At 59.3% G+C, this 20922-nt stretch carries 15 protein-coding genes and 1 tRNA gene; 7 read left to right on the top strand and 9 right to left on the bottom strand.

Features of this window, described 5'->3' with window-relative positions; translation table 11 throughout:
* The first annotated feature begins 96 nt into the window (after window positions 1-96).
* The 6 genes from nagA to OXE05_05750 all read left to right on the top strand — a co-directional run bounded on the left by nagA (window position 97) and on the right by OXE05_05750 (window position 7334).
* On the top strand, window positions 97-1272 hold the full coding sequence (nagA, locus tag OXE05_05775; protein ID MCY4436827.1) for an N-acetylglucosamine-6-phosphate deacetylase: 1176 nt from the start codon (window positions 97-99) through the stop codon (window positions 1270-1272).
* A 5-nt stretch (window positions 1273-1277) separates the two neighbouring features.
* Window positions 1278-2222, top strand: coding sequence for an ROK family protein (locus OXE05_05770; GenBank protein ID MCY4436826.1), 945 nt, complete (start codon window positions 1278-1280; stop codon window positions 2220-2222).
* A 604-nt stretch (window positions 2223-2826) separates the two neighbouring features.
* Window positions 2827-3273, top strand: a complete 447-nt coding sequence (locus OXE05_05765; GenBank protein ID MCY4436825.1) for a FixH family protein — start codon at window positions 2827-2829, stop codon at window positions 3271-3273.
* A 2-nt stretch (window positions 3274-3275) separates the two neighbouring features.
* On the top strand, window positions 3276-4952 hold the full coding sequence (locus tag OXE05_05760; GenBank protein MCY4436824.1) for a FesM: 1677 nt from the start codon (window positions 3276-3278) through the stop codon (window positions 4950-4952).
* A 61-nt stretch (window positions 4953-5013) separates the two neighbouring features.
* Window positions 5014-5262, top strand: coding sequence for a hypothetical protein (locus OXE05_05755; GenBank protein MCY4436823.1), 249 nt, complete (start codon window positions 5014-5016; stop codon window positions 5260-5262).
* A gap of 329 nt (window positions 5263-5591) precedes the next feature.
* Complete coding sequence (locus tag OXE05_05750; protein ID MCY4436822.1) at window positions 5592-7334, top strand: DUF262 domain-containing protein; 1743 nt, start codon at window positions 5592-5594, stop codon at window positions 7332-7334.
* A 128-nt stretch (window positions 7335-7462) separates the two neighbouring features.
* On the opposite strand, the gene OXE05_05745 is transcribed toward OXE05_05750, so the two are convergent.
* The 8 genes from OXE05_05745 to OXE05_05710 form a co-directional block, all read right to left on the bottom strand.
* Window positions 7463-8371, bottom strand: coding sequence for a fumarylacetoacetate hydrolase family protein (locus OXE05_05745; GenBank protein ID MCY4436821.1), 909 nt, complete (start codon window positions 8369-8371; stop codon window positions 7463-7465).
* Window positions 8372-9027: 656 nt separating this feature from the next.
* Window positions 9028-9768 (bottom strand): cysteine hydrolase, encoded by a 741-nt coding sequence (locus OXE05_05740; protein ID MCY4436820.1) that lies wholly within the window; start codon window positions 9766-9768, stop codon window positions 9028-9030.
* 628 nt (window positions 9769-10396) lie between these two features.
* Window positions 10397-11170 carry an SAM-dependent chlorinase/fluorinase gene (locus OXE05_05735; protein MCY4436819.1) on the bottom strand — a complete coding sequence of 258 codons (774 nt, stop codon included), beginning with the start codon at window positions 11168-11170 and terminating at the stop codon, window positions 10397-10399.
* A gap of 230 nt (window positions 11171-11400) precedes the next feature.
* Window positions 11401-12117, bottom strand: coding sequence for a hypothetical protein (locus OXE05_05730; GenBank protein MCY4436818.1), 717 nt, complete (start codon window positions 12115-12117; stop codon window positions 11401-11403).
* 294 nt (window positions 12118-12411) lie between these two features.
* Window positions 12412-15108, bottom strand: a complete 2697-nt coding sequence (locus OXE05_05725; protein ID MCY4436817.1) for a valine--tRNA ligase — start codon at window positions 15106-15108, stop codon at window positions 12412-12414.
* A gap of 295 nt (window positions 15109-15403) precedes the next feature.
* A tRNA-Glu gene (locus tag OXE05_05720) sits at window positions 15404-15480 on the bottom strand.
* Between the two features lie 151 nt (window positions 15481-15631).
* Entirely contained in the window at window positions 15632-16141 is a 510-nt protein-coding gene (locus OXE05_05715) for a GNAT family N-acetyltransferase (protein ID MCY4436816.1), read from the bottom strand.
* Window positions 16142-16257: 116 nt separating this feature from the next.
* Entirely contained in the window at window positions 16258-16881 is a 624-nt protein-coding gene (locus OXE05_05710; GenBank protein MCY4436815.1) for a nucleotidyltransferase family protein, read from the bottom strand.
* Window positions 16882-17224: 343 nt separating this feature from the next.
* Between OXE05_05710 and OXE05_05705 the strand changes: the two genes are divergently transcribed.
* Complete coding sequence (locus tag OXE05_05705) at window positions 17225-18343, top strand: hypothetical protein (protein MCY4436814.1); 1119 nt, start codon at window positions 17225-17227, stop codon at window positions 18341-18343.
* A 656-nt stretch (window positions 18344-18999) separates the two neighbouring features.
* Here OXE05_05705 and argS read toward each other — a convergent pair.
* Window positions 19000-20667 (bottom strand): arginine--tRNA ligase, encoded by a 1668-nt coding sequence (argS, locus tag OXE05_05700; GenBank protein ID MCY4436813.1) that lies wholly within the window; start codon window positions 20665-20667, stop codon window positions 19000-19002.
* Window positions 20668-20922 lie beyond the last annotated feature (255 nt).

Here is a 20922-nt window from a genome sequence, read left to right as displayed (position 1 = left end):
ATTCATTTTCCTGCAATTTGCGCGTAATCCTAGTATACATTGACGCACTCCCTACCGCCCCGTACGATGAATTGAGCAACAAGGATTGGAAATTGCATGATTCTTCTCTCTGGCGGAACGGTCTACACGCCCCTGGAAGAGCTTCCGCAGACGAGCGTCGCGATAGAGGGTGGCCGCATCGCGCGCGTAGCACCCGTCGATGCAATCTCAGACCTCTCTGGGTCCGATGAGAGGATCGACGTATCCGGCTGCATCGTCTGTCCCGGCTTCATCGACATGCACGTGCATGGCGCCTTGGGGGCTTCGTTCCGCTCGCCGTCGGCGGAGGACATACGCAAGGTGACGGCGTACCGCGCGACCACAGGCACCACCGGCCTGCTTGCCACCATCGGCACCTCTTCGTGGGATGATACGCTGGCAGCGCTCAAGGCCGTCGTGCAAGCCGCCGCAGCCCCTGCCGGCAGCCGTCTGCTCGGCGTGCACATGGAAGGACCGTATCTCAGCCCGGAACGGCCCGGGGCCATGCGCATTCCCCTTATGCGAGAGCCCAGCGTGGACGAAGTGGCCGCCCTGCAGGACGTCGCCCAAGGCATGATCAAGTCAATGACCCTCGCCCCCGAACGGGAGGGTGGCTTGGAGCTCGCGGCATACCTCACCAAGCATGACATCATCGCCTCCATCGGCCACTCGGACGCCACATTCGCCCAAGTGACCGCAGCCGTCGGCAGTGGCGTGCGCCAGGCGACGCACACCTTCAACGCCATGCGTCCGCTTCACCACCGGGATCCGGGCACGGTGGGAGGCGTGATGGCCCATCCCGAAATCACCGCTGAGCTTATCGGCGACGGCGCGCACGTGGATCGGGAAGCCGGCAAACTGCTCATCGCGGCGAAAGGCTGGGAACGCGTGGCCCTCGTCACGGACGGCGTGGAGTTTTCGGGTCTGCCGCCGGGCCGCTACGAGCGGGCGAATGGCGTAGCCTTAACGGTTTCGGAAATTCTCGCTACGCGGGACGATGGTACGATTACGGGGAGTTCCTCGTCGCTGAATCGCAATGTCGGAGTTTACGTGGAAGCCGGTGTACCCCTCCCGCATGTTCTCGCCATGGCGAGCTTGGTACCGGCCCGGCAACTTGGGCTAAGCCACCGGAAAGGCTTGATCGAAGCTGGGGCGGATGCCGATATTGCCGTGCTCTCCCGGGACTTTCGCGTTATGCTAACGATAGTAGGCGGCGAAATTGTGTATCGCGCACCGGAATTCGCATTGGGCTAACGATCATGACCGGTATTGGTATTGACATTGGCGGCACGAAAGTTGCCGCCGGCATTGTCGACCAGGACGGTAGCATTCTGTCCACCGACCGCGCGCCGATGGTAAAGGACTCCCACGAGACGATGCTGGAGAGCATCTGTGCCGTGGTCGACCGGCTGCTCGCGCAAGCGCAGGAACGGCCGAGTGCCATTGGCGTGGCCGTTCCCGGTACGGTTGATCGTGACCGAGGCATCGCAGTATCTGCCGTCAACGTGGGCTGGCAAGACCTGCCGCTCGTTCCGCTCTTACAGGATCGGTACGATTTGCCGGGCGTCATCGCGAATGACGCCAATGCCGGCGCGTGGGGCGAATACGCGTTTGGCACGGGCAAAGACGCACAGAACTTGGTGTACATTACTGTCGGCACCGGCATTGGCGGCGGCATCATCGAAGCCGGACGCGTGGTGCGCGGGCAAGGTTCAGCAGGCGAAATCGGCCATATTCTCGTTAGTCCGGGCGGCCCGCTCTGCCCGTGCGGCGTGCGCGGCTGTTTGGAATCGCTGGCTGCCGGCCCCGGCATCGCCCGCCGTGGGCGGCAGGCTGCGGCAAATGAGCTTACGGACATCGTGCGCCGTCTCACTGATGGTGACATTGAAAACCTCACGAGTGTCACCGTGCGCGACGCCGCGGAAGCAGGGGACCCGGTGATGCAGGCGGTGCGCGACGATACGGCGCGCTGGTTAGCCATCGGCTGCCAGATTTGTCAGCAGCTCTTCGCCCCCGGGTGCATCGTCTTTGGCGGCGGTGTTATGCAAGACGGCGGACGCTTAATTCAGGAAATCCGCAATTGGTTCCAGCGTCTTGCCGGGAACCCGCATCCCGACGTAGGGAACTACATCCGACTCGCCGCGGAGAGCGAGCACTCCGGCATTGTCGGCGCGGCGGCGCTCGTCCTCCAACCGGAATCTTGAGCAAGGGAAACCCCTAGAGAGTGTGGCGCAAAGGCCACTTGCCTTAAGCTCCTATCTGCTTATCAGTGCAATCGTGCTGCATCTTGCCATCCCCTAGTCTAATGGAGTCGTCTGAGTCCTACCGGAAGCTGAGCACACCTCCGCCTTTGCTGCGGCGTCATCCTCCACGCGGCACGCTCAGTTGCCGTCACTTTCCGCCAACCATCACACGGAGCCTAGCGCGTGCCCTGACCTGCAGCCGCAATTGGGTGCCCGCGCCGTTGGGACGCACACGACGTGGGAGCCCCTGCCCGTTGCGATGTCCCTACGTATCTCTGTGCTACGATCTGCATCGGTCAAGTCGACAGATCGGCTTTGCTCCAACAGCGGCATTCTCCGTGTCTGGCGTCCGCCGCCCTTTATCCTCCATCGCTTCGAGCCTCGTTACAAGCTGCAGGCATTGCAGCGCATGCAAGCCGGTGCGCCCGAAATGGCAAAGTGCTTTACGCCACGCGAGCGCGGCGCCGATGCGTTGGTAAATCCCCCCGCACGTTGCAAAAGCTGTATCGACAGTTGTTACTATGAAGTGGGAGGTCTAATGTTCCATTGCGGTTACTCGGAAACTATGAATTTTGCACGGACGACTTGCGTCATCTTCATCGCTATACTGGGAGCGCTTGTTCTCAGCGCATGCGGCCCGCGCGCCGAGCAGGGCGGCAACCTTGACGTAACCGTATTGTCGATCTCGCCCGAACCGGCAGCGGTGGGTGACGCCGTCATCACCCTGCAAGTCCGCGACATAGCAGGCAATCCCGTTTCGGACGCCACCATTCTGGTGAAGGGCACCATGACCCACGCCGGTATGCAGCCGGTCATCGTTGGGACTGAAGCCCGCGGCGCGGGCAAGTACGTCACCGAGGGCTTCAGGTTCACTATGGGCGGCGATTGGGTCATCATTGTGCGCGCCACGTTTGCCAACGGCGCCACCGCCGAGCGGCGCATTGACCTGAAAGGCGTGCAGGGCGAGATAAAGATGGGCATGAAGTCCGATAAGCCCAAGGATGGCAATTAGACGTGGCCGTGTTGCGCAACCAGCAAACGAGACAGCGCGATCTCCTCAACGTGCCTGTCGTCGGGCGCTTCTTGCGCTGGAAGCATGCCCGTACGTCCATGCAGGCGGTACTGCTGGCGGTATCGGCACTCATCCTCTACGACGGTTTTTGGGGTCCGCAGCTTGCGCCGAAGAATCTCGCCGGCGTGCTGCCCTGGGTGCACTGGCGGGGCTTTGTTGTGCTGGCGTTACTCATTGCCGGCAACCTCTTCTGCATGGCCTGCCCTTTTATGCTGCCGCGCCGCCTGGCCAAGAAGCTCTTCCCCGCCGACCGCCCCTGGCCGACGTTCATACGGAGCAAGTGGCTGGCAATCGGCGTGCTCCTGGTCTTCTTCTGGGCGTACGAGGCGTTCGACTTGTGGGCGAGCCCCTGGCTCACCGCGTGGGTAGCCCTAACGTACTTTGTCGCTGCCTTTGCGATAGACGGTATTTTTAAGGGCGCGGCCTTCTGCAAATACGTTTGTCCTATCGGACAGTTCCACTTTGTGCACAGCATGGTGTCGCCGCTGGAGGTGAAGGTGCGCCAGCCGGACATCTGCGGGTCCTGTCCGACAAAGGACTGCATCAAGGGGCGGTATGGTCCAGTAGCGGAGCCTTCCCTCCGTCATTCCGGCACAAGCCGGAATCCAGATGAACGGGATAAACCTCGGCAAGCGCAAGTATCGCATCTGCTCCGTCATTCCCGTGAAAGCTCGCCCCGTGCCGGGGCGCGGAATCCATCTTCCGACGAACAGCGACCTCAAGCAGGTATGCGAGAGGTGACCAAGAGTCCTTCCCAGCCGGCAAGATCAGTAGCAATGCCCGCCGGCCTGCAACTTGTACAAAGTGGCTGCGAACTGTGGCTCTTCCAAGAAGGCAAAGTCGGCAACATGGACTGCACGTTCTGCCTCGACTGTATCCAGGCTTGTCCCTTCGATAACGTCGGCATCCAACTGCGTGCGCCCACCAGCGAGTTCAGGCGCTTGGATCAATGGCACTCCGGCGTCGGCACGCTAGTGAAACGCGCAGACGTAGCGGCGCTGGTTTTCGTGCTTGTGTTCGCGGCCTTTGTGAACGCCTTTGGCATGGTGGCGCCGGTCTATGTGTTGGAGCAATGGCTGGCGACACAGCTCGGCGTCACCAGTGAACCCGTGGTGCTCGGCATACTCTTCATCGTGGGACTGGTGGCCCTGCCCTTTGTGCTCGTGACCGCCGCCGCGTGGTCCAGCCGCGCGCTTGTCGGCGGCAACGAGACGTTGGCAGCCACGGCCACGCGCTTCAGCTTCGCCTTCATTCCTATTGCTTTAGGCATGTGGCTGGCGCACTATGGCTTTCACTTTCTTATCGGCGCGTTGACGGTTATTCCCGTCATGCAGAGTTTCCTAGCCGATTTTGGTGTGCCAATCCTGGGCGATCCGCAGTGGGAGCTGGCTGCCATAGTGCCTGAGGCCTGGCTGGTGCCCCTTGAACTGCTACTCCTGGAACTTGGCGTGCTCGTTTCACTGACCGCTGGCTATCGCATTGCGAGAAGCCGTCAAAGCTCCGCCGCGAGGGCGATACGCTGCCTGCTGCCGTGGGCAGTCTTGATTGTCGCGCTCTTCTTCACCGGAGCCTGGCTGATGACGCAGCCGATGGAAATGCGCGGCACGATACTTGGATGAGTAAAATAGTGCACATGAAACGTAGGTTCGATGATACCGAGGGGACTAAGAGTGTAACTTGATGCCACTGTCACGTTTGAACCGCAATCGCCGTACACCTCGTCGTGCCGGATACCAGGACTGCGTTCACCAACAGTGCCTGCCTGCGCTTGCGGCGCCGCTTTCCGTGCTCCCCGCCCCTCTGGAGCATGGCGCGGTGGGCGTCTGGGACGAGGTAGCCGTCGGCGCGCTCCTCGTGGGCTGCGCGATCGCTTACGTGGTCTGGTTCTATCTCAGTGGACGGAACGAGAAACCGCACGACAGCGACTAAGCGCCAAACATACACACATCTTGTTCCATCCGTAATGCCGACACCACAATCCAGGGCACTCCTTGAATGCGCTCTCACAGCCCAAGAACCTGCGAGGATCTCGCAAGTCAACGAAGCCGAAGCATAAGGTGTTTGGCACGTAGAGAGCTTGGTACTGGAAGGGCAAAGTCAAGAGGTTTCCCCGCAGAATCAAGTGTGAGGCGCGTGTGCTAGAATCGTGGAAGCAGTTTTCAAGTACCCTTATCTAACAGACTGTCTATTAGGGTTGCCACGCCAACTTGGTCGACTCTGAGATTGACAGCCCTGTTACCAATAGGGAGGACAAGCGAGTGTATCAACAGGGAGGAACTATCAGCGATGCGCTGGATAGTATCGCATCGAATGAGTATGTTTTGCCAGCAATTCAACGAGAGTTCGTTTGGCGGCCGGAGCAAATCACCTCTTTGTTCGACAGCGTGATGCAGGGGTATCCGTTCGGAGAGTTTCTATTCTGGCGCATAGCCAGGGAACACTCTCATGAGTATCGTTGGTACGGATTCGTCCGGGACTACCACCAGCGTGACAATCCCCATTGCCCCGACCTTGGAATCTTGCACGACAGATATCTGACAGCCGTTCTTGACGGACAGCAGCGATTAACTGCATTCAACATCGGATTGCGTGGGTCAATGTCAGTCAAACTTCCTCGCAAGAGGTGGAGCAATTCGGATGCCTTTCCGCGCCGTGTTCTGGCTTTAGACCTTTTGTCGTCCGGACCGGATGAATATGGAAACCTCTACACCTTCGAGTTTATCGATGAAAACAGGATTGGACTTGAGGGCGATCGACTTTGGTTCAGGGTTTCGGATATCAGGACTCTGGAGACGGGCCCGGACATGAATGATTGGCTCCTTGAAAGGGAATTGGATCGCGATAAGCAACGCGTCGCTTTCCGATCCCTTGATCGGTTATACAAAGCTATCTGCGTCGATCAGACAGTGATTTACTACGAAGAAAAAAGACAAGACATCGACCGCGTCCTAAACATATTCATTCGTCGCAACAGTGGCGGAACTGTGCTCTCTTACTCAGACCTCTTGTTGAGCATTGCCGTATCGCAATGGACAGAACTAGATGCACGTAAAGAGGTGCACGAGTTGGTCGATGAATTGAACCGTGTTGGAAACGGGTTCAGTCTATCGAAGGATTTCGTGCTGAAAGCCGGACTCATGCTTGCCGATATAGCAAGCGTAGGTTTCAGAGTCGAGAACTTCACTCACGGTAACATGTCGGTGCTTGAAAAGAACTGGTCAAGAATTCGCGAAGCACTGACCGCTACCGTCGAACTCGTAGCAAGTTTCGGGTTTGACGGCACTACTATCCGGGCGCAGAGCGCCCTGCTACCGATTGCCTACTACTTCTATCGGCAAGGAATGCCATCAGGCTTCGCTACTCGCGATAGCTACGCTGACGAGCGCAACGCAATTCGTGGCTGGCTCACGAGATCGATACTGAAAGCCTCTGGGATTTGGGGCAGTGGTCTAGACACGCTGCTTACCGATCTTCGCGATGTTATACGCACTACAGACGGCAGACAATTCCCGGCACATGAGATGCGTCGCGTAATGGCGCAGCGGGGCAAGAGTCTCGAGTTTTCAGCGGAAGAAGTCGAAGACCTAGCGGACATTGGGTATGGGGACAGCAGGCTATTTGCATTGCTAAGGTTATTGTTCTCGTTTATAGATTCGCGCAATCGGCTGCATATCGACCATGTGTTCCCGGCCAGTCGCTTTGCACCGGCCCGGCTCACCAGAGCCGGCCTCAGCGACAATCAAGTCGACGCGTTTCGTGATTGCGCCAATCGACTTGGCAATCTCCAGTTGTTGGACGGTGATATCAACAACGAGAAGCGGGCCAAGTTGCCGAAGGAATGGTTGGCTGAACATTTTCCGGACCCTCAAGCTCGCCTGCGTTATCGCGACCAGCACTATCTAGACGAACTTCCCGGAGAGATAGTTGATTTTATGGAGTTCTACGAGGCACGGCGACAGCGGCTGCAACACAGCATTGACAAGATAATAAATACAGTATAATCGCATGTAAGCAGGAAACCCGCTCCATCTGTTTGTGCCCATACTAGTAGGGCAGGGCACCAAGCGTATCCTTGTTTACCGGCCTAAGGACGATGGGCAGCGGGAATAGCCACAAAACTAGTCCCAATCTAATCGTCAGCCGACAATTGACGCACGGGCGTCGCGAGCAGGCCGATTTCGTCGATCTCGATTTCCACAATGTCGCCGGCGCGCAGGGCCGCTTCTTCTGTCACGATGATGCCCGTGCCGGTGCTCACCACGGTGCCAACCGGCACCGGATTATTGCGCACGAGATATGCGGTCAGCGTCTCAAACGGGTGCCGGATCTGGTCGGTGTTTGCCGAACCCTCGAAGATTACTGTGCCGTTGCGGCGAATGCGCGCCGTAATCTCCAGGTTGTACGGGTCCGTGAGTTCGCCGGCGGTGACCATAGTCGGGCCTAAAGCCGTACAACCCAGAAAGATTTTGGACTGGGGCAGGTAGAGCGGATTCTCCCGCTCGATGTCCCAGGCCGACACGTCATCGCAGATCGTATACCCGATGATTTCATTGTCGAAGCCCAGCACGTAGGCGAGCTCCGGTTCCGGCGCCGTAAACGTGGAATCCACGCGAATGCCGATGGGTTCATTCGGCCCGGCACAATGTTGCGTGTCCCCCTTATAGAAGATCTCCGGGCGGTCCGATTGGTACACCTTGTCGTAGATGCCCATGCGTCCTTCCATGTCGGCGTCGCGGAATTCGGCGCTGCGGCGATAGGTCACCCCGCAGCCCCATACCTGGGGTGGAAAGAGCGGCATGGTGAGCCGCGGCTCGTCCGGCTCCAGTAGTTCTGCATAGGCATGAGCGCCGCCTGATGCCTCCGCAAGCTTCTCCTCGATAACCGCGTCGAGCGAGCGGCGCTGCCGACGGGCTTCATCCACGAAATCAAGCGTCGTGGTTAAGTCATGGGCCGGATCCGTGATGTCGAAGACTTTCTCATCCTGCACCACGCCGACGTGAACGCTCTGATCCACGTCATAGAATTGCACCAGTTTCACGGTTTCTTTTTCCTCTCAGCTTCCGTTCTTATACCTCGCCAAACGATGTTCGCCCACTCTAAGAATCTCGGAATAGCCCCAGTCATTCCTGTAAGTGTTGAGTAATTCGTTGACAGAGTCCGCTTTCCATTCTGATGTGTTGACGGTGCATGTCATTCCGAGCGAAGCGTCGAACCCTGTTCGCGGAATCTAGGGTCCCTACTTTAACGGCTTCAGCATACTAGATTCCGCGCTAAGAGCGACTCTTCGCTGCGCTTCGTTCGGAATGACATGTGTACTAGTCATGTCTAACACTGCGAAAGGTTGCTTTTGTTCTCAAATCTGTCAACGAATTATCTGACATTTACAATTCCCGGCGCACGCCGGAATTCAGGGGGCATAGGAGGCTAACGCTCGCTCGTCGGCCAGCTCTGCTTCACCCGCATCCCAGCCTTCTCCCAGCATGGAGAACTTTGCATAACTCCGGTCGGAGGCGCAAGAATTATCCCCTCTCCCCCAGGAGAGGGAGTGCCCGCTTGAAAGTGGGGCTATGCAATGGTCTCCCCAGGGAGAGGGGATTAAGACAATTCCCTCAGGTTCTAGTTACGCCAAGTTCTCCATCTGTGGGAAAAGGGGCTGCACGCGATTCTCCCAAATGATCGCACGACAGTATGCCTCTATTCTACTGCTTTCACAATGTGCACACCGTTGAGCGCCATGTGAAAGAGAAAGACGAGGTGCAGCAAGTCGCCGTCGTGCGGCATAGCGCCTATTTCTTGAGCTATCTCGACCGGCAAGTCGTATGTCTGCACGCAGTTCTCCGGTACCACCACCTGGCAGTCGCGCTGGATGGCATTGGCGCTAAGACGCAGGTACATCGCCGTTTGGTAAACACAGAGATCCGTGCAGTCGCCCATGACGAGAAAGTATGCCACCTCCGGGTGCTGTCGGAGCCATTGCGCCAAACCGGTGCCGTATGCCGGGTGCAGCGAGTTCTTTTCTATAACCGTAAAGTTAGCGGCGGCAGGCAAGCCGGCAAGCTCCGGCACCGTATTAGATTCGTCTTGGCCGGCGACGCAGTGCGGGCCGAATTGGCCGAATTCCAGGGCATCGGGATGGTGCGTGTCCTGCGGCAACAAGAAGTGGCGCACACCAAGGGAGTGGCAGCGCTCGATTGCCGCTTGCACCGGCGCAATCAACCCCTTGACCCGTTCTCCCGCCAGCGGCCCTTTGTGGCAGAAGCCATTGACCATATCTACGACGAACACCGCGACATTCTCTGCTCTGACTCCGTTAGCGGCCCAATCGCTTGCCAAATCAAGTGGCGCGAGACCAGCGTGCCAGCCGGTCAAGTATGCCAAGAACGCATCACTGCCCTGCATTAGTGCTTGAGAACGCTCGGGAAATTGCGTGCTCACGTTTTGCCTCCTTTATCAGTCCGCCAACAAACGCCGCGCTCCGGCATAGTGCTTCAAGCTCTTATTGTGCTTGAAATCGCTAGGACTGTAAGAAGCTGCAAAAGGGATGTGAATAACAATCAGCCTCCCAATCATCGCCCACATCCCCATTCCCACTCCCCCATAGAAACTGGGTGTAGTGCGGGGGGCAGGCCCCCGCTTGCGATGGCGCCTGCGTGGCAAAGGTGTTTTCGTGGCAACGGCGTTGACGTGGCACGGAGAAGATGGATTCCCGCGTGCGCGGAAATTGTAAGTATTGAGTAATTCGCTGACAGAATTCGCATTCCATTCTGAAGGGTTGACGGTGGATATCATTCCTGTAAATGTCAGGTAATTCTTTGACAGATTTGGTAGAAGAAACATGGGAGCAGGGCTCTGTGCTTGCCTGAATACATGTCATTCCGAACGGAGCGTAGCGGAGTGAGGAATCTAGAGTGCTGAGACCGTGAAAGTGTGTTGAGCTGGGATCCTAGATTCCTCGCTACGCTCGGAATGACAAGGCCTTGTAGCACTCTCTACGGGAAAGCGAATTCTGTCAACGTATTACCTGGCACTTACAGGATTGACGGACCAGGGTGCTGTCTCTCTTTCATAGAAATGCGCGAATTGTTTCACCAACCCCGATGTCAAGCGCATGTGCCGCGCTGGCACGGGGCAAGGCGATTTCGATACGCCCGCCGCTATTCACCACTGCCATAAGGCCATCGCCCGCCGCATAGTGGAGCGTGATGCCGAGAATGGAGCGCCCGCCAATTTCAAAACGAGTGCGCTGAGGTTCTGGGCCAAGGTCTTCCAACCGCAGGTTGGTAATCAGGTTTCCAAAAATTTCAACGTGAATTACTTCGCCCCGGATGTCACTTCCGCACCGCTGGGGGAGCGGCCAGGGCAGCCGCGCCATACCGGATACTAATGTGCCGAGAACTTCAGGCTGGACACCTTGCGCTAGATGGGCGGCGACCGGGGCAAAGATGTCACGCCCATGGAACGTTGCGCTCACGTGTGACCGCCAGTATTCCGGTCTATCCAGAACGTAGATCCGGGCAGCGGCCGGATCCGGGACCACGCTCGTAAGCACACCGTTATCCGGCGCGACGAACAGGCCTTGCGCAGTTTCGGCGAGTATGGCGGCACGCTCGCTGCCCACGCCGGGGTCCACAACAACGACATGGATGCAATGCGGTGGGAAGTGCGGTACGGCCGATTCCAACGCGAACGTGCCTGCACGAATATCGTGCGGCGGTATTTCGTGTGTAATGTCCACGATGGATGCGTGGGGCGCCAGGCGTAGAATTACGCCCTTCATTGCGCCCGTGAACCCGTCCGCGGTGCCAAAGTCAGTAGTGAGGGTGATGACAGTCGACATAAGACAGACCGTGGGGCAGAATCTATGACGGTCTCACACTGCCGCATGCAGCAAAAGCACACTGCTCCTCGCGGCAAGACGTGGCGAGAGACAATGGAGGACCTGACCGAGACGAGGAATCTTCCACGCAGGCCGCCGAGTTCACTGCAGTCGGCCGCAAACGTCCGTTTTCCTGCCGGTCGGCGATACGGTTCGGCCGTCGCCAAAGCAAGCCCCCGACGTGTACAGACCTACTTTGCTTCCCCTTCCGGCTTGCGGGTAGTGCGCGAGCGGGAAGGCGACCGCTGCGACCGAGCGGTGGTAGCTGGGCGACGTCCGCCGCTGCGAGAGCGAGTGGCCGACGATTGCCTGCCGCGCGCTTGTCTCCCTCGCTGGACCGGCCGCGGCCACAAGTCTGCCGGGGTAAGCAGCGCCTTGAGCTTCTCTTCCACCTGCTTCGCGTCGAGCTCCTCCGACTCCCCGGCCAATGACACTGCTTGCTTCGCCACCGTGCGTGACGCGCGCTTCTTCCACACTTTTAGCAGCGTTCCTACCAACTGTTCTTCATACTGCTGCTTCCACTCCCGTTGATAGGAATAGTCGTCCGGCCAGGCCATGGCGACCGTCTGTGCAAGGCAGCGCACGATGACGGCATCGGCAAGCTCATTCCATCCTTTTTCTCTGGCAGCGGCAGCGAGCGTAAAAAGGGCCTGGGGGTGCTTGGCTAAGGCCTCGGCGGCATCCTTCACGATTTGCTCGTCGTCCAAGGCCGTCAGGGCTGCGGCGAAGGTTTGAAAGGGGGCAAGATCGCATTCAACCGGATCAACGGCGGTCGCAGCCCCGATGGCGGCGCGCGCCCAACTCAGCGTCTCTTCTTTTTCAGGCGCTGCGTCTGCCAGGCTTTGCGCTTTCTGCGAAGCCATCATCAATTGCGTAGCCGGGATATCATTCCATACCAAAGTAATCATCGATCAGTGTCATCCTCTCGTGTCTGTCGGAAGTAATTGTTGCTCTTGCATTCGTCTCTTGGGCGCTAGAATTGCACCGGTTGCTCCGCTGCGTATCCTCCGGCTCATGCAATGTATCTGAGATTTGCAGGCTGCGACGACGGTACATGCCAAGAACCTCTGCCTACCATTCTGAATTATCGCAGGCTGCACGGAGAAAGGCTACCTGTCAGGTGCCCGTGAGTATCAGTAGTACACGCATTCCAATGGGAACGTGCTGAATGATGGGGGCATGTTGAGTCTGAAGTCTCTCCCTCACTCAAGCCCTGCTAAGCGCTCGCTAATCTGCTGGGCCCGCAACTCTAGGTCGCCAAGCTTCTCGCGCTCTTTTTCCACAACCGGCGGCGGCGCGCGATTTACAAAGTTCTCGTTAGCCAGCAGGCCCCGCGTGCGCTCAAGATTGGCCAGCACACTCTCCTCTTCCTTGAGCAGCCGCTGGCGCTCTTGCTCCACGTCGCGCAGCCCGGCGAGCGGCACGTACACGGCCAGGCGGCTGGTAAGCACCGACACGGCCTGCTCCGGCTTCTCAGTGAGAGCCGCGTGGACGGTGAGCGGCCGTACGCGGCCCAGCAATTCTATGACTGCGGTGTGGTCCGTCACTGCGTCGCTGTGCACACCGGCCGCGATCGTCGCGGGAATATAGCGGCCCGGTTCCACCTCGTATTCGGCTCTGACATTGCGTACGCCGCGTATCGCCTCGATGAGTTCGTCAAGGAAGTCTTCAGCTTCCCGGTCGCGTTCACCCGCCTCCGGCCACGGCGCGACGATGAGGCTTTCGGTGTCGCCTTCATCGGCCTCAGGATGGAGGTAGTGCCAGATTTCCTCCGTAACAAACGGCATGAAGGGATGCAGCAGCCGCAGAATTACAGCGAGCGTATTCTCCAGCACGCTCTGTGTAACCGCCTTGGCGCCAGCATCTTCACCGTACAGACTCACTTTGCTAGCTTCAATGTACCAGTCGCAGAACTCACTCCAAACGAACTCTTGTAGTGTTCGTCCGGCTTCGCCCAAATGGAATTGCTCGAGCAGCCGTGAAACCTCAGCAATCGTGTGGTTGCGGCGGCTGATAATCCAGCGATCCACAAGTGAAAGCTGAGACGGGTCGGGCTCCGGCGAAATTGCTGTGACATCTTCCGGGCGACTGCTCAGCACGAAGCGGCTGGCGTTCCACAGCTTATTGGCAAAGTTCCGCGCCGCTTGAATGCGCTCAGTGGTGAAACGCATGTCGTTGCCCGCGGTGGTGCCCGTGACGAGCGCAAAGCGCAGTGCATCCGCGCCGTATTCCTCCACCATGACGAGCGGGTTGATCACGTTGCCCCGCGTCTTGCTCATCTTCTGGCCTTCCACGTCACGGATGAGCCCGTGCAGGTAGACCGTGTCGAAGGGGATGTCGCCCATGTTCTCGATACCCATCATGATCATGCGCGCCACCCAGAAGAAGAGGATGTCGTGGCCGGTCTCCATGACGGTGGTGGGGTAGAACGTGCGCAGGTCCTCCGTATCGTCGGGCCAGCCCAACGTCGAATGCGGCCACAAGGCGGAGCTAAACCACGTATCGAGCACGTCCGGGTCCTGCCGCAGGGTGCCGCCGCACTCCCCGCACGTCTCCGGATTGTCCATGGGGTCGTCCACCGGCGGCACCGCGATAGTCTCGCAGGCGTCGCAGTACCACACGGGAATACGATGCCCCCACCAGAGCTGCCGCGAGATGCACCAATCGCGGAGGTTCTCCATCCAGTTGTAGTAGATGCGCTCGAAGTGCTCGGGCAGAATGCGAATCTTGCCGCTGCGCACCGCCGCGATGGCAGGCTCCGCGAGGGGCTTGGTTTCCAGCCGCCACTGCTTGCTCACCAGCGGCTCCACCACGATGTCGCAACGCGTGCAGTGACCGATGGCGTGGCGAAGGTTCTCGATCTTCACCAGACGCCCCTGGGCCTCCAGCTCGCGCACGACCGCCGCGCGGCAGGCGTAGCGGTCCATACCCGCGTAGGCCGCGCCGGCATGCTCGTTCATGGTGGCGTCGAGGTTTAGCACGTTGATGAATTCGAGACCGTGTCGTTGGCCGATTTCGAAGTCCGCAATATCGTGCGACGGAGTCACCTTGAGCGCTCCCGCGCCAAACTCCGCCTCCACCGCATCATCGGCAATGATGGGGATTTTCCTCTCAGTTAATGGGAGGCTTACCTCTTTGCCTAAGAGATGCCGGTAGCGCGGGTCGTCCGGATTCACGGCAACAGCGGTATCGCCCAGCATGGTCTCGGGCCGCGTGGTCGCGACGGTAATTGACGTAGAATCATCGTCCACGAGCGGGTATGAAATATACCAGAGGTGGCCGTCCTCTTCCTCATGGGCGACTTCAAGATCGGAGAGCGCGGTGGCGCACCGCGGGCACCAGTTGGTGATACGCTCGCCACGGTAGATGTGGCCTTTGTGATAGAGCCGCACGAACGTGCTGCGTACGGCGCGGGCCGGCCCCGGATCGAGCGTAAACGTATCCCGCGACCAATCGCAGGACGCGCCGAGGCGGCGGTGCTGGTCGTCGATGACGTCACCGTACTTCTGCACCCACTTCCACACCCGCGCCTCGAATTGCGTGCGGCCCAGCTCTTGCTTTGAGGTGCCTTCTTCCTGCAGCAAGCGCTCCACCACCACCTGCGTCGCAATGCCCGCGTGGTCGGTGCCGGGCACCCACAGAGTGACATCGCCGCGCATGCGGTGCCAACGCACGAGCACGTCCTCGATGGCGGCCGTGAGCGCGTGGCCCAGATGGAGTTCCCCAGTGACATTCGGCGGCGGCATGATGACCGTAAACGGCTCGCCTTCAGCATCGGTACGCGGGGCGAAATAGCCCCCTTCCTCCCAGAAGGGGTACCAGCGCGCCTCCACCGGCGCGGGTTCGTAGGTTTTGTCCATTGACTGTCGTGAATCTGTCTCCGGTTTGGCTTTGGCCATCCTCGGGTTATCCTTTCCGGTCTCTGCTTTTCCCTGACCCAAGTCTCGCGTTCACAGCAACAAAAACCCGCTCTCATCGCCAGACGAGAGCGGCCGAACTACACCTACGACGGTTAGCAAAGCCGTTGTCGCGTTTGCAGCCAAGCGCGGCAACGCTAACCAATTAGCGTCCTTGTAATGGTCTTTTCGATACCCCACTGTCCATAAGGACCCTCTCAGCAAGCTATGCGGCAATAAGCCCTGCATGAAAATAGACTCCACAACAAGCCAGCTACCTGTTGTGAAGCCCAAAACTTGGTAGCGCATACGGGATTCGAACCCGTGATCTCCGCCTTGAGAGGGCGGTGTCCTCGGCCACTAGACGAATGCGCCACGCCAGCCTCTGTGACACAGGCTTCTTCTCTTGAGTATAGGCGAAAATAGAGTGTCGGTCAAGGGGAGAAGGAAGGCGGCGCCTGTGTCCGAGGAGGCTGGGCGGATATGGGATGGCGGGATCGTCATGCTGCCGCAGCGGCTCATCTGTCTATCCTTGCCTCTCTTCCGCAAGCTGAAGCAGGGCATCGCCGTGGACGCGAAAGAGACGCCACTCGGGCAGCATTTCCGCTCCTAGGCCCTCATAGAAGCGGTGGGAGTCCGTGTTCCAGTCCAGAGCCATCCAATCGAATCGCACGCAGCCGCGTTCTACGGCAATAGCCGCCACGCGTCGCAGGAGGAGTGTGCCTAACCCGCGGCGTCGGTATCCAGGGGACACGTAGAGGTCCTCCAGATACATGCTCCGCCCGGCAAGGAACGTGGAATAGGTGTGGAAGTAAACGGCGTATCCCGCCGGCTCGTCGTCCGCAAACCCGAGTAGCGCCTCGGCCGCCGGCGGGTCACCAAATAGCGACGCTCGCAAGGCTTCCTCCGTCGCCGTCACTAGATGTGTCAGATGTTCGTACTCCGCCATGCCTTGAATTAAGGCCAAGAGCCGGGGCACGTCATCTGCCGTCGCACGACGTATCGTGAGCCGGGGCTGTTTGGTCATCGCTGTCACCGTCCTTCTGGGTTGCGGGGCTCCAATGGCGCGGTATCCGATCCCTAGAGCCAACGTATCTCGAAGTAGGTCTCTGCAGAGTCTCGCTGCGACACCCTAAGAGGTATCTCAATCCCCTATTGCGGGCCGGGAGCGCACCAGGGCTCGACAACGACGCCGGGCCAGGTCCGTTTCCAGCGGCTGGCTTTCTCCTCGTACCACCCAGGCAAGCCGTACGAATAGTTGGGGCGGACGACCATCCGGAAAACATCGACAAAGCCGAAGGGGGCGTAAACGTCGTAGCCCTCTGGCGTCTTGCGCAGTCCCAGGGCGGTGCAGCAGTGGAGGAAACTGTCGATGCCTTCTTTCGTACTGTGGAGAGGCTGGTGGGGAACGCCGAACTTCGCGGGATACCAGAGGTGAACGCGGGCCTGATTGCGGACTTCGACATTGACGCCTAGCTCCGCGAAAGCCGCCGCGCATCGCCGGATTGTCCGGTCCTCTCCCTCCCAACTGAGGTCGTCGAGGTCGCAGTAAAGGACATCGTAGTCTATGATGCCGTAGTCCGGAGGGAACCCGCTTACATTGTTCCAGACAGTCTGACAGAGGCAGCCTGCGGCTAGGTAGGCGTCCGGCAGCTCAAGCTCTGCCAACCGGTCCGTCAGCGTCCGAATGTTCTCATTTCCGAGAACGATGTCGAGGAACTGCGCGTGGGGGTCCGTTTGCATATGCGCCATGCTTCCCGGAATGCTCGTCTCCACGAGGGGGCCTCCACTATGAGCTCTGCGTCGCTCTATTCGACATCCTTATAGTGGTCCGCCGTCCGTCTGGCGGGCAGTGACGTTTCATGGGAACTCTACCACAGCCAAGCAGGGCGGTCTTCAGGCGATCCACCGGACCTGGGACTGTCTACAGGTGCGGAATTATCCGCATGCTTAAGTTTCATGCTTCATTGAAGCCTGGTGGGCGCAGCTTGAATTGCAGGGCAACCGATCATGTGGGGCGCACGCGTTTTCTTCAGCTAATGATTGACATACAATAGACCCGAAGCGGCTTTCAGGACTTGCTGTTTATGACCCTTCGTAAGGAATGCTAATCTGCCCAATGCGCGTGCTTCGTTCACTTATTCTTCTGATTCTGGTCGCTAGCTTGTTGGCAACGAGTTGTCTGAGCGCGTCCCAAGAGCGTGCGATATTCAAGTCGGCGTTGCTGCTCACCGAAGTACTGCCGCAGATTCCAGTCAAGCCGCTTAACGTTTTGGGCAATCCCATTCGACAGGAGCGTACCGACTACAGCGGGACAGACCCCGCGCTCGTTGGCGACCTCTACCTGCCTGACGGTGACGGGCCGTTTGGGGCAATTCTCATCTATCTGGGCATTGCATCGCCGGCGGACGATCCCTATGCCCAAGCGCTGGTGCGCGGCCTGGCGCAGCAAGGGATTGTGGTGCTCATCCACCAGTCGCGCCGCATGGAAGCCGGCATCATCGATCCCGCGGAAGTCGAAGGTATCGTCCAAGCCGTGCGTTATCTGCGGGAACGCCCAGTGGTCGACCGCGAGCGCGTGGGCATTCTGGGGTTCTCAGTCGGTTCCGGCCTTGCGCTGCGGGCGGCGGCGGATCCGCGCATCCGCGACGACGTCGCGTTTGTGCACAGTTTTGGCGGCTACTTTGACGCGGCGAATGTGCTTAGTGCCGTGACTACGCAGCAGGTCATTGTCGACGGCAAAGCCGTGCCCTGGACGCCAGATCCTCTCGCCGCCAGCCTGTTTCAGCATGCGCTGCTGGCTACGGTTGAGAGTGAGGCTGAACGGGCGCAGTTACAAGCCGCTCTCGCTGGGGAAGGTGAACCACCGGATGAACTTTCACAGCGTGGACGCACGCTGCTTGCTCTCTACGAGAATGAAGACCCGCACCGCACCCGGGAAATACTGGCACGCGATCCGACTCTGGTGGGTTGGCTGCAGGAGATATCGCCCTCAACCGATATGCGGAACGTGCATGCACGGCTCTACATCGCCCACGACCACGCCGACGCTTTCCTACCCCACAGCGAATCGCTGCTCCTTGAGGAGGCGGCCCGTGAACACACAACCGTGGTGTTTCGGTCGTTTGTCCTCTTTGCCCACCTCTACCCGACGAACGACGCCGGCCAGCTCATCTTTCTCCGCGAGGTGTGGAATCTCTATTGGCACGTGGTCGCAGTGCTCGAGGAGGTGGCCTAGGGTCTAGCCTGAGATGGTGTTTAGGCTAAGGCCAAGAGGCGGGGGACAAGCCCCCGCGCTACGGCAGTAGAGCCATTGCCTAAGACCCGCGTCGCCCGCATTGCTATACCAGCAGTGCTGAGGCCGCTGTGCCAAGCCCCAGTCGTAGTACGGTAGCGCAGGTTTGCAACCTGCGCCACCCGCTGGGATGAAAACCTTGAGGTTTATGGTCTTACTTCATGGTCGTCACACAATTATAAATCAACCATATTCGATGGTGTAACCCTTCAAACCGAGCAAACGTTACCCATCAACCCTGTCCATACACCAGGGAGGAGCCGCGATGCACACCTCCCCAGAGAATACCTGCGCTGTCTACCGGCGCACGGTCGCTTGTCCTGGAAGAGGAAGCGTTCCGCCTGACGTGAGTTGATAGCGGTCGTCCGGAGCTAAAGAGCGGGGGACAAGCCCCCGCGCTACGGCAGGAGTTCGCCTCACCGCTGCCGGAGGTAGCCTTTGGGCTGTGGTTCCGAATGGCCGCAGGTTTCAAACCTGCTCTACCGGAGAGCGTGGTGTTCGTCTGAAGAAAACCCGCAATGAACACGGTTAACGCTGTTCGCCGACCGGCACTGAGCAGAAGGCTAGACCTGCGAGCCGTATCCTTGAGCTGGCCTCGCCTACATGTGTTCCGGCGCGGACATGCCCATCAGGCTGAGGCAGCGTGCCAGCACGAGCTTGGCCGCTTGCACGAGTTGCAGGCGGGCGCGTGAGAGCGCGAGCTTGTCGGAGTCTATCACGCGGCAGTCGCGGTAGAAGGCATGGAAGAGCGCTGCCAATTCCTGGGCAAAGAACGCCAGCCGGTGGGGCGCATGCTGCATGGCCACGTCTTCGACGAGTTCCGGCAGGCGGATCATAAGGCGCAGCAGCGCAAGCTCCGCCGGATGCTGCAAGAGGTCGAGATCGGAATCGCCTGAGCCGACGCCCTCCTGTTGCGCGCGTTTCAAAATGCTCGCCGTCCGCGCGTGGGCATACTGGATGTAATACACCGGATTCTCGTCCGACTGCTCCTGCGCCAGGTCCAGGTCGAACGTCATGGCGGTATCCGGGGACCGCGCCACCAGGAAGTAGCGGCTTGCGTCAACGCCGACCTCCTCCACTACTTCACGCACGGTTACGACGTCACCGGTGCGCTTGGACATGCGTACCTCTTCACCGCCCCGCAGCACGCGCACAAGCTGGTAGAGGAGAATCGTTAGTTGTTCGGGGTCGTGCCCGAGAGCTGCCAGTGAGGCTTTGACCCGCGGCACATGACCGTGATGGTCCGCGCCCCAGACATCGATGAGGCTCGTGAAGCCTCGTTCCAGCTTATAGGCATGGTAGGCAACATCGGCGGCAAAATACGTCGGTTCGCCGTTGCTCCGCACCAGGACATTGTCTTTATCATCCTCAACGTCGCTCGAGACGAACCAGGTTGCCCCTTCTCGCTCGGCCACGCGGCCGCGCTCGCGCAAGGTGTGTATGGCGGCCTGCACGCGGCCTTCATCCTCCAACCAGGCCTGAGAAAGCCACTCGTCAAACGCTACGCCCAATAGCGCACAGTCCTCACGGATAGAATCCAGCATCAGGGCAAGGCCGCGCTTGTGGAGCTTGTGCAGTGCCTCACTTTCCGGGATGTGCAGCAGTGTATCGCCATCTTCCTGCTTGACCTGCTTGGCAAGCTCAATCATATACTCCCCGGCGTAGCCGTCCGCCGGCACGTGAGCGTCCATAGCGTGCAGTTGCTGGTAACGTGCCAGCAGCGTGCGGGCAAAGGTATCCATCTGGCCGCCCACGTCGTTGACGTAGTACTCCCGCTGCACGGCGTAGTTTGCGGCTTCCAACACCCGCGCCAGCGTGTCACCGAGCACGATATTGCGTCCGCTGCCGATGGTGAGCGGGCCGGTGGGATTGGCGCTGCAAAACTCGATCTGGAGCGCAGCGCCGCCGCCCACGTCGCAGTCGCCGTACGCTTCACCTTGGGCGACAACTTCGCCTACCTGCTGCGCCAGCCATGTCTCGTCCAAATGGAAGTTGATGAATCCGGGCGGGGCCGCGGTGGCCTTAGCAAGGTATGGGCTCTCCGGCAGCGCCGCCACAATCACCTCGGCAACCTGCATGGGCGGCATGCGCACGGCGCGCGACAACCGCAGAGCCAGATTAGAGGCGTAATCGGCTTTTTCCGGCGGGGCGTACTCTACGGTCACGTCGGCATTCGCCAGCAGCGGGAGCTTATTCTCCTGCTGCGCCACGCCGAGTGCCTGCACCAGGAGTCCGCGAATGTGCGTGCGTGCCGATTCTCTGTTCATGGGTTTTATTCGTTCCTGCTCTTTGACACTCGACGGCCTGGTAACGACTCTCTCATGCGGTAGCATTACCGTTCGTTCAGAGTCGACAGTTCCAAATAAAGAAAGCGACCGCTTGGTGGCCGCTATCTGTAATCTCCATACTACGTTGTAGCGCCCTCGATTTCAAGCCTTGGCTACGATTGGCCAGGTTCTCCTTCCTGCGTACGGCTGCCCAGCGCGTGGTATTCTAGTGCTACGTAAGCAGCAGCAAAGAAC

The organism is Chloroflexota bacterium (assembly GCA_026710945.1).
GTDB lineage: Bacteria > Chloroflexota > UBA11872 > VXOZ01 > VXOZ01 > VXOZ01.
The sequence above is the reverse complement of the archived record's forward strand: the minus strand, read 5'-3'. Positions and strand labels throughout refer to the sequence as shown.

Excerpts from the sequence above, each read along its gene's own strand:
- nagA (MCY4436827.1), top strand. The coding sequence starts at position 97 with ATGATTCTTCTCTCTGGCGGAACGGTCTACACGCCCCTGGAAGAGCTT.
- argS (MCY4436813.1), bottom strand. The coding sequence starts at position 20,667 with ATGAACAGAGAATCGGCACGCACGCACATTCGCGGACTCCTGGTGCAG.
- OXE05_05765 (MCY4436825.1), top strand. The coding sequence starts at position 2,827 with ATGAATTTTGCACGGACGACTTGCGTCATCTTCATCGCTATACTGGGA.
- OXE05_05730 (MCY4436818.1), bottom strand. The coding sequence starts at position 12,117 with ATGATTACTTTGGTATGGAATGATATCCCGGCTACGCAATTGATGATG.
- OXE05_05770 (MCY4436826.1), top strand. The coding sequence starts at position 1,278 with ATGACCGGTATTGGTATTGACATTGGCGGCACGAAAGTTGCCGCCGGC.
- OXE05_05705 (MCY4436814.1), top strand. The coding sequence starts at position 17,225 with ATGCGCGTGCTTCGTTCACTTATTCTTCTGATTCTGGTCGCTAGCTTG.
- OXE05_05725 (MCY4436817.1), bottom strand. The coding sequence starts at position 15,108 with ATGGCCAAAGCCAAACCGGAGACAGATTCACGACAGTCAATGGACAAA.
- OXE05_05735 (MCY4436819.1), bottom strand. The coding sequence starts at position 11,170 with ATGTCGACTGTCATCACCCTCACTACTGACTTTGGCACCGCGGACGGG.
- OXE05_05755 (MCY4436823.1), top strand. The coding sequence starts at position 5,014 with ATGCCACTGTCACGTTTGAACCGCAATCGCCGTACACCTCGTCGTGCC.